At 38.4% G+C, this 16,043-nt stretch carries 15 protein-coding genes; 11 read left to right on the forward strand and 4 right to left on the reverse strand.

The genetic code is table 11. The features are described from left to right. The first annotated feature begins 29 nt into the window (after window positions 1-29). Together lpcA and QSH13_RS16055 are read left to right on the forward strand one after the other, a co-directional pair. The gene (gene lpcA, locus QSH13_RS16050) at window positions 30-608 is read left to right on the forward strand and encodes a D-sedoheptulose 7-phosphate isomerase (protein WP_109396331.1); all 579 of its coding nucleotides are present in this window, start codon (window positions 30-32) and stop codon (window positions 606-608) included. A 53-nt stretch (window positions 609-661) separates the two neighbouring features. After that, on the forward strand, window positions 662-1,429 hold the full coding sequence (locus QSH13_RS16055; RefSeq protein ID WP_286039361.1) for a class II glutamine amidotransferase: 768 nt from the start codon (window positions 662-664) through the stop codon (window positions 1,427-1,429). Here QSH13_RS16055 and QSH13_RS16060 read toward each other — a convergent pair. Then, window positions 1,400-2,167 (reverse strand): L,D-transpeptidase family protein, encoded by a 768-nt coding sequence (locus QSH13_RS16060; protein ID WP_286039362.1) that lies wholly within the window; start codon window positions 2,165-2,167, stop codon window positions 1,400-1,402. The genes QSH13_RS16055 and QSH13_RS16060 overlap by 30 nt on opposite strands. Before the next feature lie 415 nt (window positions 2,168-2,582). Here QSH13_RS16060 and QSH13_RS16065 point away from each other — a divergent pair, with 415 nt between their 5' ends. The 8 genes from QSH13_RS16065 (at window position 2,583) to nqrM (ending at window position 9,760) form a co-directional block, all read left to right on the forward strand. Further along, on the forward strand, window positions 2,583-3,923 hold the full coding sequence (locus QSH13_RS16065; RefSeq protein WP_109396328.1) for a Na(+)-translocating NADH-quinone reductase subunit A: 1,341 nt from the start codon (window positions 2,583-2,585) through the stop codon (window positions 3,921-3,923). 3 nt (window positions 3,924-3,926) lie between these two features. Continuing rightward, complete coding sequence (locus tag QSH13_RS16070; protein ID WP_109396327.1) at window positions 3,927-5,165, forward strand: NADH:ubiquinone reductase (Na(+)-transporting) subunit B; 1,239 nt, start codon at window positions 3,927-3,929, stop codon at window positions 5,163-5,165. Next, complete coding sequence (locus tag QSH13_RS16075) at window positions 5,158-5,943, forward strand: Na(+)-translocating NADH-quinone reductase subunit C (RefSeq protein ID WP_006534795.1); 786 nt, start codon at window positions 5,158-5,160, stop codon at window positions 5,941-5,943. The genes QSH13_RS16070 and QSH13_RS16075 overlap by 8 nt, the downstream gene beginning before the upstream one ends. After that, the gene (locus tag QSH13_RS16080) at window positions 5,936-6,565 is read left to right on the forward strand and encodes an NADH:ubiquinone reductase (Na(+)-transporting) subunit D (RefSeq protein ID WP_004244801.1); all 630 of its coding nucleotides are present in this window, start codon (window positions 5,936-5,938) and stop codon (window positions 6,563-6,565) included. The genes QSH13_RS16075 and QSH13_RS16080 overlap by 8 nt, the downstream gene beginning before the upstream one ends. A gap of 5 nt (window positions 6,566-6,570) precedes the next feature. Beyond that, window positions 6,571-7,167 carry an NADH:ubiquinone reductase (Na(+)-transporting) subunit E gene (gene nqrE / locus QSH13_RS16085; RefSeq protein WP_006534792.1) on the forward strand — a complete coding sequence of 199 codons (597 nt, stop codon included), beginning with the start codon at window positions 6,571-6,573 and terminating at the stop codon, window positions 7,165-7,167. A 16-nt stretch (window positions 7,168-7,183) separates the two neighbouring features. After that, window positions 7,184-8,410: an NADH:ubiquinone reductase (Na(+)-transporting) subunit F gene (nqrF, locus tag QSH13_RS16090; protein WP_072063525.1), complete on the forward strand. Its 1,227-nt coding sequence runs from the start codon at window positions 7,184-7,186 to the stop codon at window positions 8,408-8,410. Window positions 8,411-8,490: 80 nt separating this feature from the next. Then, entirely contained in the window at window positions 8,491-9,513 is a 1,023-nt protein-coding gene (locus QSH13_RS16095) for an FAD:protein FMN transferase (RefSeq protein WP_109396326.1), read from the forward strand. Window positions 9,514-9,532: 19 nt separating this feature from the next. After that, window positions 9,533-9,760 carry a (Na+)-NQR maturation NqrM gene (nqrM, locus tag QSH13_RS16100; protein WP_023580998.1) on the forward strand — a complete coding sequence of 76 codons (228 nt, stop codon included), beginning with the start codon at window positions 9,533-9,535 and terminating at the stop codon, window positions 9,758-9,760. Window positions 9,761-9,853: 93 nt separating this feature from the next. On the opposite strand, the gene QSH13_RS16105 is transcribed toward nqrM, so the two are convergent. Further along, window positions 9,854-10,726 (reverse strand): glycerophosphodiester phosphodiesterase family protein, encoded by an 873-nt coding sequence (locus QSH13_RS16105; protein ID WP_286039363.1) that lies wholly within the window; start codon window positions 10,724-10,726, stop codon window positions 9,854-9,856. 232 nt (window positions 10,727-10,958) lie between these two features. Here QSH13_RS16105 and dinB point away from each other — a divergent pair, with 232 nt between their 5' ends. Next, window positions 10,959-12,014 (forward strand): DNA polymerase IV, encoded by a 1,056-nt coding sequence (gene dinB, locus QSH13_RS16110; RefSeq protein ID WP_109407149.1) that lies wholly within the window; start codon window positions 10,959-10,961, stop codon window positions 12,012-12,014. Between the two features lie 78 nt (window positions 12,015-12,092). On the opposite strand, the gene QSH13_RS16115 is transcribed toward dinB, so the two are convergent. Continuing rightward, the gene (locus QSH13_RS16115; RefSeq protein WP_109396323.1) at window positions 12,093-14,255 is read right to left on the reverse strand and encodes a TonB-dependent siderophore receptor; all 2,163 of its coding nucleotides are present in this window, start codon (window positions 14,253-14,255) and stop codon (window positions 12,093-12,095) included. A gap of 288 nt (window positions 14,256-14,543) precedes the next feature. Further along, a complete protein-coding gene (gene pepD, locus QSH13_RS16120; RefSeq protein ID WP_196544631.1) occupies window positions 14,544-16,001 on the reverse strand; it encodes a beta-Ala-His dipeptidase in 1,458 nt (485 codons plus the stop codon). Window positions 16,002-16,043 lie beyond the last annotated feature (42 nt).

Raw genomic sequence — 16,043 nt, forward strand, 5'->3', positions numbered from 1 at the left:
TCGATTACCCTTTCTGGAGTAAAAATCCTATGTACCAAGATCTTATCCGTGGTGAATTAACTGAAGCAGCAGATACGCTTTCTCGTTTTCTTCAAGATGATGTAAATATTGAAGCTATTCAAAAAGCTGCAGTGTTATTAGCCGATTCTTTTAAAGCCGGAGGTAAAGTATTATCTTGCGGTAATGGTGGCTCTCATTGCGATGCAATGCATTTTGCAGAAGAATTAACTGGACGCTACCGCGAAAATCGTCCTGGTTATCCTGCTATTGCTATCTCAGATGTAAGCCATATCTCATGTGTAAGTAATGATTTTGGCTATGAATATATCTTCTCTCGTTATGTTGAAGCTGTAGGTAAAGAAGGTGATGTTCTGCTAGGTATTTCAACCTCAGGTAATTCAGGCAATATCATCAAAGCAATTAGTGCTGCGCGTGAGAAAGGCATGAAAGTCATTACGCTAACCGGTAAAGACGGCGGAAAAATGGACGGTACAGCTGATGTTGAAATTCGTGTACCTCATTTTGGTTATGCTGATCGTATCCAAGAAATTCATATTAAAGTTATCCATATTCTGATCCAATTAATTGAAAAAGAAATGGAAAAATAATTTGTTGATATTGCTATAAATTAGCAATAAACATCGGCAAGAAGGAGTGAGCGATGTGTGAATTGTTAGGCATGAGTGCAAATGTACCGACAGATATTAATTTCAGTCTAAGTGGATTAATTCCAAGAGGTGGTAAGACAGGACCTCATAAAGATGGTTGGGGAATTACTTTCTACGAAGGATTAGGATGTCGTATATTTAAAGATCCTCAAGCTAGCGCAATTTCGCCAGTCGCTCGCTTCGTGCAAGAATATCCTATTAAATCAGAGGCGGTGATAGCTCATATTCGTCAAGCGAATCGAGGGAATGTCTCTTTAGAAAATACCCATCCTTTTACCCGTGAATTATGGGGAAAAAATTGGACTTATGCGCATAATGGTCAACTAAAAGGTTATCAATCTCTTGATACGGGTCGTTTTAGAGCCATAGGGCAGACGGATAGTGAAAAAGCTTTTTGCTGGATCTTAAATCAACTCGAGAATCGTTATAAACGAACCCCTGTGAATTGGCCTGCTGTATTCCGTTTTATCGCTGTTTTAGCCTCTCAATTAAAGCAAAAAGGGGTTTTTAATATGCTGTTGTCAGATGGTCGATTTGTGATGGCATATTGTTCAACAAATTTACACTGGATCACGCGTAAAGCGCCTTTCGGCAAAGCCAAATTACTTGATCAAGATGTAGAAATCGATTTTCAACAACACACACAATCTGATGATGTCGTTTCAGTGATTTCAACATTACCATTGACTGGGAATGAATCTTGGCAACGTATTCCCGAAGGTGAGTTTGTCTTATTTGATCGTGGTGTGCGTATTCTCTAACCATTTGTTTTCACTATTTTGTGATAAGTTAAGTACGGGACTTACACTATTAGGTGAAGCCAAAGTGCTATTAACGAAATAACGCCCATTTTGAACAGTAATAGATGGGATTTGTTTGTATTCTTCAACATATTGGTAGGCTGGCATAAGTTGTTGCCAGAAATCCATATCTTTTGAATACTGATGTTTTTTCATATTTTCGGCAGTCATTTTAAATGGAAAAATATGAATATTAATCGTAGATTGACCTTTTTGTAGCGCCAATTCAGCATACTGATAAATTTCATCCATCACCGGATCTGTCATTGCATAGCAACCAACTGATTTACATGCGCCGTGGATCATTAAAAAATCGCCAGTGTATCCTTTGGATTTATCATATTGATTAGGAAATCCCAGGTTAATAGCTCGGTAAAATCGACTGTTCGGATTTAATTGTGAGAAATTAACCTGATAAAAACCTTCCGGACTTTTTAAATCACCTTGAAACTTTTTAGGTCCAAGTCCCCCAGAATAGCTACAAATAGGGTAGGTACGTACTTTTTCTAATTGCCCATCTAATTTTTCCGTATACAGTTCAAGCAAACTTTCTTCTTTGAAAATTTGAATATAGATAGGTTGACCTGTACTTTTTTTAACAGGTTTCATTAGAAAACTTGAATTATTTTCAGCGTTAACTAATAAAGGAATTAACATTAATGTTAAAAAACTGATTAGTTGTTTTGCGTGACTGGTCATGGTTTTATCAGAAAAATAGCTTAAAATTTGTTGATAAAGTAGATAGTAGATTGCTATGAAGCAATAAAATTGTAAATTAAAATCTGATATAGTTTCTTTTCTTTTACAAAATATTCTGTGTGAAATTTAATCGCTAGTCGAAAAAGATGATATTTTAATTCGGTTTATACGAGTTGTTAACGTTTCAGTCAAAATAATATTCCCATTTGCTTGAGCTAAATCACTCGAATAGTCAGACAGGCTTAGGCTGAGATGATAAAATTCAGTTCGGCGGAATAAGAGAAAATAGTAACAATTATCGGAGATAAATAACTTAGGGTTCAAAAACACCTTAAGATGTTTTTATTACAGAGTCGCTACATTTTCGGGGTGAATTTGTAGCTTAGGGTTTAACTGATAAACTTGTGCAAATCTTATGATTAAAATTAAAAAAGGACTCGACCTCCCAATTGCAGGAGCGCCTGCCCAAGTGATAGAAGACGGACCCGCTATTCGACGCGTAGCATTGCTAGGTGAAGAATATGTCGGTATGCGTCCTTCTATGATGGTTTCGGAAGGTGAGCATGTAAAAAAAGGGCAAATTCTTTTTGAAGATAAAAAGAATCCCGGTGTTGTTTTCACCAGCCCTGCTTGTGGTAAAGTCGTTGAAATTAACCGCGGCGAACGTCGTGTGTTCCAATCTATCGTTATCGAAATTGATGGCGATGAAGAAATCACCTTTAACCGTTATGATAGCTCAACGCTTTCAGACCTGACCCGCGAACAAGTCGAAACTAATCTTGTTAATTCGGGGATGTGGGCTGCGTTAAGGACTCGTCCTTATAGTCGTACTCCGCATTTAGGCACAACACCTGTCGCCATTTTTGTCTCTGCGATGGATACAAATCCGCTTGCAGCAGATCCTATGGTTATTATTGAGCAAAATGAGAAGGCATTTAATGATGGCCTTGTTGTTTTAACTCGTTTAACTGAAGGCAAAATTTATGTTTGTCATGGTGAAAAATCACCGACAAAATTAAATGACGGACAAATTAGCTATAACCAATTTGTGGGTCCACATCCTGCTGGATTAGTTGGTACGCATATCCATTTCTTAGAACCTGTGAGTGCTAAGAAAATGGTTTGGCATTTAAATTATCAAGATGTCATTGCTATTGGTTATCTGTTTACAACAGGTTCTTTATATACAGAACGTGTTGTTGCATTAGCTGGCCCTCAAGTAAAAGCACCTCGTTTAGTGCGTACTCGTTTAGGGGCTGATCTCTATGAGTTAACTAAAGATCAATTAGTTGATGGTGAGAATCGCATTATTTCTGGCTCTGTATTATGGGGATGGAAATCTGATGAGGCTCATCACTATTTAGGTCGTTTCCATAACCAAGTTTCTATATTACGTGAAGGTCGTGATAAAGAGTTATTTGGTTGGGGGATGCCGGGTTGCGATAAATTTTCTATCACTCGTACGACTATCGGTCACTTCTTAAAAAATAAACGCTTTGCATTTACAACCACAATGAATGGTGGTGAACGTTCGATGGTACCAATTGGTAACTATGAGCGAGTAATGCCTTTAGACATTATGGCAACGCATTTATTACGTGATTTACTTGTAGGTGATACAGACAGTTCTCAAGCTTTAGGTTGCTTGGAGTTGGATGAAGAAGATTTGGGATTATGTACTTATGTTTGCCCAAGCAAATATGAGTATGGCCCAGCACTGCGCCAAGTATTGACCAAAATTGAGCAGGAAGGGTAACTCATGGGTTTGAAAAATTTATTTGAAAAAGTAGAGCACCATTTTGAGCCCGGTGGCAAATTAGCCAAATGGTATGTGCTTTATGAAGCAGTTACCACGGTATTTTATACGCCAGGTACTGTCACGCGTAATGGTGGGCATGTTCGTGACACTATTGACCTAAAACGCATGATGATCTTAGTTTGGTTGTCCGTTTTCCCAGCAATGTTTTGGGGAATGTATAATGTCGGTCATCAAGCGATCCCTGCACTTAATCAGTTATATAGCGGTGCTGAATTACAGCAAATAATTGCTTCAGATTGGCACTATCGTCTTGCTGAATTCCTTGGCGCATCATTAACAACAGATGCTGGATGGGCAAGTAAGATGCTACTTGGTGCAACTTACTTTTTACCTATTTATCTTGTTGTTTTTGTGGTTGGTGGATTTTGGGAAGTTCTTTTTGCCTTTATTCGTGGTCATGAAATTAACGAAGGTTTCTTTGTTACATCAATCTTATTTGCCTTGATTGTACCGCCAACATTACCACTTTGGCAGGCTGCATTAGGTATTACGTTTGGTGTTGTTATTGCAAAAGAAATCTTTGGTGGTACAGGGCGTAACTTCTTAAACCCAGCATTAGCAGGTCGTGCATTCCTGTTCTTTGCTTATCCTGCTCAAATTTCAGGTGATCTAGTTTGGACTGCGGCAGATGGCTTCTCTGGTGCGACACCATTATCACAATGGTCTGTATCGGGTGAAAGTGCATTATTAAATACCGTCACTCAACAACCTATCTCTTGGATGGATGCTTTCCTTGGATATATTCCAGGGTCAATCGGTGAAGTTTCAACACTGATGATTTTAATCGGTGGTGCTGTCATTCTTTTTGCTCGCATTGCTTCATGGCGTATTGTTGCTGGGGTAATGGTGGGCATGATTGTAATGTCATACCTATTTAATTTTATCGGTTCAGATACCAATCCTCTCTTCTCAATGCCTTGGCACTGGCACTTAGTATTAGGTGGTTTTGCTTTCGGTATGATGTTTATGGCAACCGATCCAGTATCTGCATCGTTCACCGATAAAGGTAAATGGGCTTACGGTATTTTGATTGGCGTAATGGCTGTGCTTATTCGTGTCGTCAATCCGGCTTACCCAGAAGGTATGATGCTGGCAATCTTATTCGCAAACTTATTTGCACCACTGTTCGATTACGTGGTTGTTCAGGCGAATATTAAGCGGAGAAAAGCTCGTGGCTAAAGAGAAAAACAAAGATAGCGTCGCAAGAACGTTCCTCGTTGTATTTATTCTATGTCTTGTGTGTTCTGTGGTAGTAGCAGGAGCTGCTGTTGGACTGAAGTCTAAACAAGAAGAACAGAAACTTCTTGATAAACAACGTAATATTCTTGATGTTGCGGGTCTGCTCGTACCTAAAATGAGTGCGACAGATGTACTTAAAGTGTATGACACTCGAATTAAAGCAAAAATTGTTAATTTTCAGACCGGTGAGCTGACTGATAGTAAAGGCAATTTTGATTTAAATGCTGAATTGCGTAGTGATGAGACATCTATTGCGTTATCACCCGCTGAAGATATTGCTAAAATTCGTCGTCGTGCCAATACCGCTGAAGTTTACTTCGTTCTCGATGCTCAAGGTAAAACAACGGAAGTTGTGCTACCTGTATATGGTTCAGGTTTATGGTCTGTCATGTACGCTTTCGTAGCTGTAGATATTGATGGAGTAACAGCGAAAGGGATTACTTATTATTCACATGGTGAAACACCAGGGTTAGGCGGTGAAGTTGATAACCCACAGTGGAAAGCACAATGGAAAGGTAAGCGTTTACTGACTGAAGAAGGTATTCCCGCGATTAAAATTGTGCGTGGTGGCGCATCTGACAGCCCTTATGGTATTGATGGGCTTTCTGGCGCAACATTGACCTCAAATGGTATCCAGCATATGTTCGATTTCTGGTTAGGTGAAAAAGGTTTCGGTCCATTCCTGAAAAAAGTTCGTGAAGGAGAGATCAATGGCTGATACAAAAGAAATTAAACGAGTTTTACTTGGGCCATTGTTAGATAACAACCCGATTGCCTTACAGGTGTTAGGTGTGTGTTCTGCATTGGCGGTAACAACAAAACTTGAAACTGCATTAGTGATGACAATTGCGGTGACTTTAGTTACTGCATTTTCAAACTTTTTTATCTCACTGATCCGTAATTACATACCAAGTAGCGTTCGTATTATTGTTCAAATGGCGATCATTGCTTCATTAGTTATCGTTGTTGACCAAGTTTTACAAGCTTATGCCTATGAGATTTCTAAGCAACTCTCTGTTTTCGTTGGTCTTATCATTACTAACTGTATTGTAATGGGGCGTGCTGAAGCTTATGCAATGAAATCACCTCCTATTGAAAGTTTTATGGATGGTATTGGTAACGGCTTAGGGTATGGCGTTATCTTGATCCTTGTTGGTTTTCTACGTGAACTCTTTGGTTCAGGTAAATTATTCGGCATTACCGTAATGGAATCTATTCAGAATGGTGGCTGGTATCAGCCTAATGGTTTATTCCTGTTAGCTCCAAGTGCGTTCTTTATCATTGGCTTGCTAATTTGGGGATTACGTACATTAAAACCTGCACAGGTTGAAGAGGACTAATCGCCATGGAACATTATATAAGCCTGTTTGTTCGTGCTGTTTTTATTGAGAATATGGCGCTCGCATTCTTCTTAGGGATGTGTACATTTCTTGCTGTTTCTAAAAACGTAAAAACAGCTTTTGGATTAGGTATCGCTGTTACCGTTGTTCTAGGTCTTTCTGTACCGTTGAATAACTTGGTTTACAACTATGTGTTACGTGATAATGCATTGATGGAAGGTGTTGATTTAAGTTTCTTAAACTTTATTACTTTCATCGGTGTGATTGCAGCACTGGTACAAATCCTAGAAATGATTTTAGACCGTTATTTCCCAGCGCTGTATAACGCACTAGGGATCTTCTTGCCTCTTATTACCGTTAACTGTGCCATCTTTGGTGGTGTGTCATTTATGGCACAACGTGACTATAACTTTAGCGAGTCTATTGTTTACGGTTTCGGCTCCGGAATTGGTTGGATGTTAGCCATCGTATTACTGGCTTCTATCCGTGAGAAAATGAAGTACGCGGATGTACCGGCAGGTATGAAAGGGTTAGGCGTTACTTTTGTCACCACAGGGTTGATGGCATTAGGTTTCATGTCCTTCTCTGGTGTTCAGCTATAAAGGGTGAGAAGAACTCATGGATATAATTATTCTAGGTGTCGTGATGTTTACCCTGATTGTATTGGTATTAACAGCGTTGATTTTGTTCGCAAAATCAAAACTGGTCAATACAGGGGATATTTCTGTTGAGGTCAATGGAGACCCAGACAAAAGTTTTAATGCACCAGCAGGTGATAAATTACTTAACGTATTATCAAACGAAGGTATTTTTATTTCATCAGCTTGCGGTGGTGGTGGCTCTTGTGGTCAGTGTCGCGTTAAAGTGCTGGAAGGTGGCGGTGATATTTTACCGACAGAACTTTCACATATTAACAAACGTGAAGCTAAAGAAGGTTGTCGTTTAGCGTGTCAGGTAAACGTAAAAAACAACTTGAAATTAGAATTACCGGAAGAAATCTTTGGTGTTAAAAAGTGGGAGTGTGAAGTTATCTCAAATGATAATAAAGCCACTTTCATTAAAGAATTGGTGTTAAAAATCCCTGAAGGTGAGGTTGTACCTTTCCGTGCAGGTGGATTTATTCAAATCGAATGTCCTCCTCATACGGTACGTTATGAAGATTTTGATGTACCAGAAGAGTATCGTGAAGATTGGGATAAATTTAATTTGTTCCGTTATGTTTCTGAAGTTAAAGAAACTACAGTACGTGCTTATTCAATGGCGAACTACCCTGAAGAGCATGGCATTATCATGCTAAACGTGCGTATTGCAACACCTCCGCCACGTAATCCTGATGTGCCACCAGGAATTATGTCATCGTATATTTGGTCGTTAAAACCGGGTGATAAGGTGACAATTTCAGGGCCATTTGGTGAATTCTTTGCCAAGGAAACTGATGCTGAGATGATCTTTATTGGTGGTGGTGCGGGTATGGCGCCAATGCGCTCACATATCTTCGACCAATTAAAGCGCTTACATTCTAAACGTAAAATTAGCTTCTGGTATGGTGCGCGTTCTGTTCGTGAAATGTTTTACACTGAAGATTTCGATATGCTTGCAAAAGAAAACGAAAACTTCACATGGCATGTCGCGCTTTCAGATGCATTGCCTGAAGATAATTGGACTGGCTATACTGGATTTATTCACAATGTGTTGTTTGAGAACTACCTCAAGAATCATCCAGCACCAGAAGATTGTGAATTCTATATGTGTGGACCGCCAGTGATGAACGCAGCAGTTATTAAAATGCTCAAAGATTTAGGCGTTGAAGATGAAAACATTATGCTGGATGACTTTGGGGGTTGATCCTCTCTTGGTATAAAGCATAAATGAATGAAATGACAAGCGCCCACTTATGTGGGCGCTCATGATCAGAAGAGAGAGTTATGTTAAAAAGAAAGATGATAAACTGGATAGTGATGCTGTCTGCATTAGTTCTATTATCTGCATGTGGTGAAAAGCAGCAGGTATTAGAAGGTGAAACCATGGGAACTTATTACTCGATTAAATATATTCCTGACAGTAACTCACCTCCACAAAACGTCTTACAAACAGAGATTGATCGTATTCTTGAAGAAGTTAACGATCAAATGTCAACATATCGTCCTCATTCTGAACTTAGTCGTTTTAATCAAAGCCGTGAAATTAATACTCCATTTCCTGTTTCACCTGCGACAGCAAAAGTAGTCAGTGAAGCTATCCATATTAATAAAATAACTGAAGGTGCTTTGGATGTAACCGTTGGGCCGTTGGTTAATTTATGGGGGTTTGGTCCTGAAGGCCGATTTACGCATCAACCATCTGAAGATGAATTAGAAAAACGTAAACAGTGGATTGGAATTGATTACCTTGCTGTTGAAGGGAATACATTAATTAAGAAGATCCCTGAACTTTATGTTGATCTCTCTTCGATTGCTAAAGGCTATGGCGTTGATGCTGTGGCTGAATATTTAATTTCACAGAATATCACTAACTATATGGTTGATATTGGTGGTGAAGTAAGAACCCAAGGCGTGAATGGTAATGATAAGCTTTGGCGTATAGCGATTGAAAAACCGGCGAATGATGGCACAAAGCAGAGTGTTCAGTTAATTATTGAACCGGGTGATAACTCAATAGCCACTTCTGGTGATTATCGTAACTATTTTGAAGAAGACGGTGTCCGTTTTTCTCATACTATTGACCCAACAACAGGTCATCCTATTAAACATAATCTTGCTTCTATCACTGTGATTGTGCCAAGTTGTATGAGTGCTGATGGTCTTTCAACAGGATTAAATGTTTTAGGACCTGAAAAAGGGTTAGCAGTAGCAAATGAGTTAAATATTCCTGTCTTTATGATAGTGAAAACTGAAAATGGGTTTGAAGAGCGTTATAGTAAAGCATTCGCCCCATTCTTGAAAAAGTAGAATTTAAGGAGAGAAGGTTATGTTAAAAATATTTTTATTTGCCTTCATCTTATTCTTGATTGCCTTCTTTGGTATGGCATTAGGCTATATTGTAAAACGTAAAAGCCTTCAAGGTAGCTGTGGCGGTTTAGGTGCTATGGGTATAGAGAAAGAGTGTGATTGCCCTGAACCTTGTGATGCACGTAAAAAACGTATGGCAAAAGATGCAGCAAGAGAAGAATTGCTTAATAAAAATAGAATTCTTTAAGTAAGATATAAAAATAAAAAAAGAGTGGTGTATCTGTTTACATCACTCTTTTTTATTTTATTTTTCTAAAAAAACGAAGCTAAAACTAGACGTTTACTCTTTTCTAAATGCTTTCATATTTGCAGGTGAATCAACCATAACTGCATCAGCACCTAATTCTTTGGCTTGAATATAATCTTTCTCTGTATTGATCCCAAAAAGAATAATATGAGCATTGCCACCAGCACGAAAACAAGACATGGCATCCTTATCCCAACTCAGAATAGATGCTGAGCGAGCTTCACCTAGTGTGTACTTCTCAACGACCTCTACTTTGCGGTGAAGCTCAAGTCCATACCAACGAGTAATATCTAAACTTTCTGGTAATAAGCAAACATGGTTCATGGTGATATTAGCTAAAATATCACGAGTGATATCACGGCTTTCAAAACGTTGTACATTATCCGGCAAGGCATTAAGAAATGCGGTATTTGTAGAGTAGATGCGAGTTCTATCCAGAGCGTTATGTTTACGAAGCACAGTAGTTAATGCTTCACTTTGGATTGTTGGATCAGCATCTGGCGATTTTAAATCAAGATAAAACTGTGTTGTCGGAAATTGAGTTAAGATCTCATCTAATGTTGGAATGGTGACGCCTTTATTTCGATAAGGAAACTGTTGTGCTTCACCAAATTTATAACCCGCATCCCATTGTTTAAGTTGCTGTGCAGTAAAGTCAGAAATACTGCCTTGTCCATTCGTTAAGCTTTTTAAGTCGCTTGGACGATAAAGAACGGGAATATTATCTTTCGATAATTGAATGGTGATCCAAATTGCATCAGCTTGATTAGAAAGGGCTGTTTTTATAGCAATTTCAGTATTTTCAGGGGCATCAGCTGTGCCACCACGATGTGCGATAATTTTAGGAGATGCCATAAGAATTACAGAATAAAAAAAGAGAGAAATAGCGATAAATAATTTGATCATGAAAAATTATTTCCTTGTTTTATATATAGTTACAAAACAATACTTAAAATTAATGTAATTAATCAACGAGCAAAAACAATCTATCATCACTTTGTGACATTTCTATAAATAAACAGACTAATTCAGAGTTTTATGAGAAATACACCTCAATAGAGGGAGATGAGAAGGAATAAAATTGTAGTTAATATTTATTTACTGTATATTTAAACAGTAAATAAGATGAGGTGATTGTATGCGTAAAATTATTCATGTTGATATGGATTGTTTTTATGCTGCGATTGAAATGCGAGATAATCCAGCACTAAAAGCGATCCCAATTGCGGTTGGAGGTAATGCTTCTAGCCGAGGAGTGATCTGCACGGCGAATTATCCAGCTCGTCGTTTTGGTGTTCGTAGCGCGATGTCAACAGCAACAGCGTTGAAGTTATGTCCTCATTTAAAAGTTTTACCAGGTAGAATGGCGCTCTATAAAGAGACATCAGCAACGATCCGTAAAATTTTTTCTCGTTATACCCATCTTATTGAACCTCTTTCACTCGATGAAGCTTATCTTGATGTATCTGACAGTAAGCATTGCCACGGCTCAGCGACGTTGATAGCACAAGAGATTCGCCAACAAATTTTTGATGAATTAAATCTCACTGCATCAGCTGGTATTGCACCGATTAAATTTCTTGCAAAAATTGCCTCTGATATTAATAAACCAAATGGACAATTTGTTATTACACCAGAGCAAGTCGATGATTTTATTTTAAAATTACCGCTTAATAAAATACCAGGTGTAGGTAAGGTGACATTTGCTCGCTTGCAAGAAATGGGGTTAGAAACTTGCGCTGATATTCGTCGTAGCGATGTTATTTCTTTGGTAAAAGTGTTTGGGAAATTTGGTCAAAATTTGTGGGAACGTAGTCATGGCATTGATGAGCGTGAAATTAACCCTGATAGACTCAGAAAATCTGTTGGCGTTGAGCGTACTTTTGCCTCAGATATCAATTCTTGGGATGATTGCTTGGTGTTACTTGATGGGTTATATAACGAATTAGAAAGGCGGCTCATAAAAGTGAAACCTGATTTAAGAATAGCAAGGCAAGGCGTTAAACTAAAATTTGATGATTTTCAATTAACAACACAAGAGCATACTCATCCTATTTTAGAAAAAGCCGATTTAATAAATATTGCCTATCAAGCATGGCATGAGCGCCGAAATGGCCGAGGTGTGCGATTAATCGGTTTTCATGTCACTTTGCAAGATCCACAAATAGAACGACAACTTCTTTTAGCATTATAAATATTAAAAAAACCATAGCCTCTTTATCGATAGACTATGGTTAATGCAGTTCATTTATGTTGTTAATCTAATACGGGATCACCAGCGATAATTCATTGTTGCTGTCATTGTTCTGCCAATCCCATAAAAACATGCAGTATCACCTGCACAAGATGCCACATAGTGTTTATTCGCAATATTATTTATATTGAGCTGAATTTCAGCACCTTTTAAAGAGGGTGATAGCTTACCTAATGAATAACCAATCATTGCATCGTAAAGAGTAACCGCTGGTACACTGACTGTATTTTTGGTATCACCTTGAGATACCCCCACATATCTCACACCAATACCCGTTTTTGCCCCATTAAATAGTCCGGATGTTTCATCATATTGCCCCCAAAGAGATGCCATATGTTTAGGGACTCTAGGGAGTTCTTTTCCTTGTGTTCCCGCAATAATGGTTTTTCTGACTTCAGTATCGATATAAGCATAGCTACTGATAAATGAAATTTTTTCAGTTAATTGACTATTAATTTGCGCTTCAACACCTCGATTTCTAATTTCACCCACCGGTTCAAAATACGCTTTTTCAGCATTGTAATTGGTAACATTGCGTTGTTGTAATTGATAAACAGAGAGTGTTGCTAATGTTTGTTCATTTGGTGTGAGGTATTTAATTCCTGCTTCTAATTGACGACCTTCGCTAGGCTCAAAAGGAGAACTTCCTGGTGCTCGACGAGTTTGTAAATTAGGTTCAAATGAGGTGCTATAACTAATATAAGGAGAAATGCCATTATCAAAAGAATATAAAAGCCCTACGCGCCCCGTCAATTTATGATCGTCTTGTTGGTCATAGCTTTTAGCTAAGAAATCATGAGTCCGAACTTGAGCCCAATCTTGACGTAAGCCTGCAAGTAAGATCCAGTTTTTCCATTGGAGCTGATCTTGTAGATACAGACCGATCTGATCACGTTTTTGGCGCTGATCGGTTGCGGGTTTTTGTAAGTTCATATTAATTGGATAGTGATAATTAGGATCACGCCAATCAAGATCGTACTCAGGCCCCATTGCACGGAGTAAGTTATCTTGATCTTTACTCCATTGATAATCAATACCAGCAATCACAGTATGATCAAGTTTTGCAGTAGCAAAGTCGGCTTGTAAACGAGTATCTATTCCTAAAGTATCGGTTTCTCGTTGCTCTTGTTGTGCTCGGCGTTCAAGGACATAAGGGTTATCTTTTCTTAAAGATCCAAATACAAGGTATTTATATTTCTGATTAATATGGCTATATCGAGCATTTTGTACAATTTTTAGTGAGTCACTAAATTCGTGTTCAAACTCATAACCTACACCATATTGTTGGCGCCATGATTTATGGTAATCGGGATTGTTAACATCAAAATTAAAGGGAATAGTACCCGCAGGAGTGCTTTTAACCGTACCATAGGCAGGTAAAAAATTACGATATCCTGCTTCAGGCTCTTGTTGAATAAAACTTAATAATGTTAAGCGAGTTTGTTCATTAGGTAAGAATGTTATCGCAGGAGCAAGTGCAAAACGTTCTTCTTTATAGTTTTTTATTTGTGTATGTTGTGTTTTGGCAATACCGTTTAGACGATAAAGTATACGATTATCATCACTTAATGTACCTGAAAAATCAAAAGCAGTTTCTGCTAATTTATCATTGCCTACACGTACTTGAATGTGACGAATAGGGGATGCTGTTGGTCTTTTACTTGTCATTGCAACAAGACCACCAGGGTTTACTTGACCATAAAGAACCGATGCTGGTCCTCTAACTACTTCAACGCGTTCTAATAACCATGGATCAATTGCGCCAGTTGATGATGATGCTCCCATTCCATAGCTTAAACCATCAAGAAAACGTGGCGCATAACTGTATCCACGAATAAAAACTTCATCATTACGATTAGAACTTCCACGATATTCTGTGAAAACTCCCGGTGTATAACGCAACGCCTGAGAAACAGAACTGACATCTTGAGTATCCATTTGATCACGTGTGATCACGCTAATAGATTGCGGTGTTTTTTCTATTTCAGTCGGTGTTTTATTTGTTGATAATGTTTTTGTTGCTACAAAGCCGGAAACCGGTGCTTGAGGATCTTGTGATGGAGATGCTGTAACAATTATCTTTTCAGGTACATTTTGAGTAACGGCTGCATGGATCTGGATAGAAAGTAAACTTAGAGGTAAAGCGAGAAAGAGGCTAACAACGCAATTTTTATTAGACACAATTGAACCCTTTGTTTTTTATTATTTAACTTTAAATGCGGAAGCCATGAAAATATCACTCTAAAAATATTAATGCTAATGATAATGATTAGCATTATATATATTTAATTTATTAAGATCTGTTTTTTTATTCCATTATGAAATAAGTGATTGAGAAATTGGCTATATGAGGAATAAATTATGATCTTTAAGGGAAATAGGGGAAGGAGGGATAAATTATTTTCTTGCTGGTTGCGTTACAAAAAACCCGCCAATTAAGCGGGTTTCATTATTAACGCTAAAGCGAGATTATTTAGCAGGGATTGCTTTTAAAATCGCGGTTAATAATTGCCAGTATTGACCGACGCTCTTAATGTGAACGCGTTCGTCTGGTGAGTGAGCACCACGGATTGTTGGCCCAATAGAAACCATATCCATATCTGGGTAAGGTTTTTTGAATAGACCACACTCAAGACCAGCGTGGATAACCATGATGTTTGGTACTTTATCAAACAGTTGCTGGTAAGTGTCACGAACTAAATGCATAACAGGAGAGTCTGCATCAGGTTTCCAACCAGGATAGCCGCCTTTGGTTTCGATATCTGCTTTCGCCAGTTTTGCTAATGATGTTAGCATGCTAACAACATAGGTTTTACCGCTATCAATCAGTGAGCGAATTAAGCATAAGATCTCTACTTTATCGTCAACAATGCTAACAACACCGACGTTTAATGAAGTTTCAACAACACCTTCAACGTCGTCACTCATACGTATAACACCATTTGGCATTGCATTAAGTAGGTTGATTAAGCGCTCTTGGCAATCTGCAGTGAAAATTTTCTTATCTGTTGTTGTATCAATTAATTCAACTTTCAGATTTTTTTCAGCAATAGCTAATTCTGTTTTTAACAGCGCTTCAAATTTCGCTTTTACTTCATCTAGTTGGTTTGCTTTATCCGCTGGAATTGCAAAAATAATGTTTGCTTCACGAGGAATCGCATTACGCAGTGTACCACCATGAAAATCAATTAATTTCAGCGATAATTCTTCGGCATGACCCGCTAAGAAACGCGCTAATAATTTATTGGCGTTACCTAAGCCTAAATGGATATCACCACCAGAGTGACCACCATTTAATCCTTTTAAAACCAGTTGTTTAACAATGTGGCCTGCTGGCATTGCATCGTAAGAAAGGCTTACTGTGGTTTTAACATCAATACCACCCGCGCAACCCATGTAGATTTCGCCTTCTTCTTCTGAGTCTGTGTTGATAAGAATGTCAGCTTGTAACCAACCTGGTTGTAAACCAAATGCACCGTCCATGCCTGTTTCTTCAGTCATAGTTAGTAGCACTTCTAATGGTCCGTGCTTAACAGTGTCATCAGCTAAAACAGCTAATGCAGATGCCATACCTACACCATTATCAGCACCTAATGTTGTGCCTTTAGCTTTGATCCATTCACCATCAATGTAAGGTTGAATCGGATCTTTAGTGAAGTCGTGAACCGTGTCGTTATTTTTTTGTGGCACCATATCTAAGTGTGCTTGCAAAACAACGGCTTTACGATCTTCCATGCCTTTGGTTGCTGGTTTACGAATTAAAATATTGCCAACTGCATCGCGCTGAGCAAAAAGACCTTTTTCACTAGCCCAAGAAAGAATATGGGAAGCTAAGGCTTCTTCATGATGTGATGGATGTGGAATTGAACAAATTTTTGCAAAAATATCCCATAGTGGTTGTGGGGATAGAGTAGATAGTTCAGACACGATGGATCTCCTCTAACAGCATCTGTGTTATTGATAGCCTAC

Source organism: Proteus faecis (genome assembly GCF_030286765.1).
GTDB classification, from domain to species: domain Bacteria; phylum Pseudomonadota; class Gammaproteobacteria; order Enterobacterales; family Enterobacteriaceae; genus Proteus; species Proteus faecis.

Bases quoted from the DNA above. Each gene is read 5' to 3' on its own strand.
- lpcA (WP_109396331.1), top strand. From the start codon at position 30: ATGTACCAAGATCTTATCCGTGGTGAATTAACTGAAGCAGCAGATACG.
- QSH13_RS16055 (WP_286039361.1), top strand. From the start codon at position 662: ATGTGTGAATTGTTAGGCATGAGTGCAAATGTACCGACAGATATTAAT.
- QSH13_RS16060 (WP_286039362.1), bottom strand. From the start codon at position 2,167: ATGACCAGTCACGCAAAACAACTAATCAGTTTTTTAACATTAATGTTA.
- QSH13_RS16065 (WP_109396328.1), top strand. From the start codon at position 2,583: ATGATTAAAATTAAAAAAGGACTCGACCTCCCAATTGCAGGAGCGCCT.
- QSH13_RS16070 (WP_109396327.1), top strand. From the start codon at position 3,927: ATGGGTTTGAAAAATTTATTTGAAAAAGTAGAGCACCATTTTGAGCCC.
- QSH13_RS16080 (WP_004244801.1), top strand. From the start codon at position 5,936: ATGGCTGATACAAAAGAAATTAAACGAGTTTTACTTGGGCCATTGTTA.
- nqrE (WP_006534792.1), top strand. From the start codon at position 6,571: ATGGAACATTATATAAGCCTGTTTGTTCGTGCTGTTTTTATTGAGAAT.
- nqrF (WP_072063525.1), top strand. From the start codon at position 7,184: ATGGATATAATTATTCTAGGTGTCGTGATGTTTACCCTGATTGTATTG.
- QSH13_RS16095 (WP_109396326.1), top strand. From the start codon at position 8,491: ATGTTAAAAAGAAAGATGATAAACTGGATAGTGATGCTGTCTGCATTA.
- nqrM (WP_023580998.1), top strand. From the start codon at position 9,533: ATGTTAAAAATATTTTTATTTGCCTTCATCTTATTCTTGATTGCCTTC.
- QSH13_RS16105 (WP_286039363.1), bottom strand. From the start codon at position 10,726: ATGATCAAATTATTTATCGCTATTTCTCTCTTTTTTTATTCTGTAATT.
- dinB (WP_109407149.1), top strand. From the start codon at position 10,959: ATGCGTAAAATTATTCATGTTGATATGGATTGTTTTTATGCTGCGATT.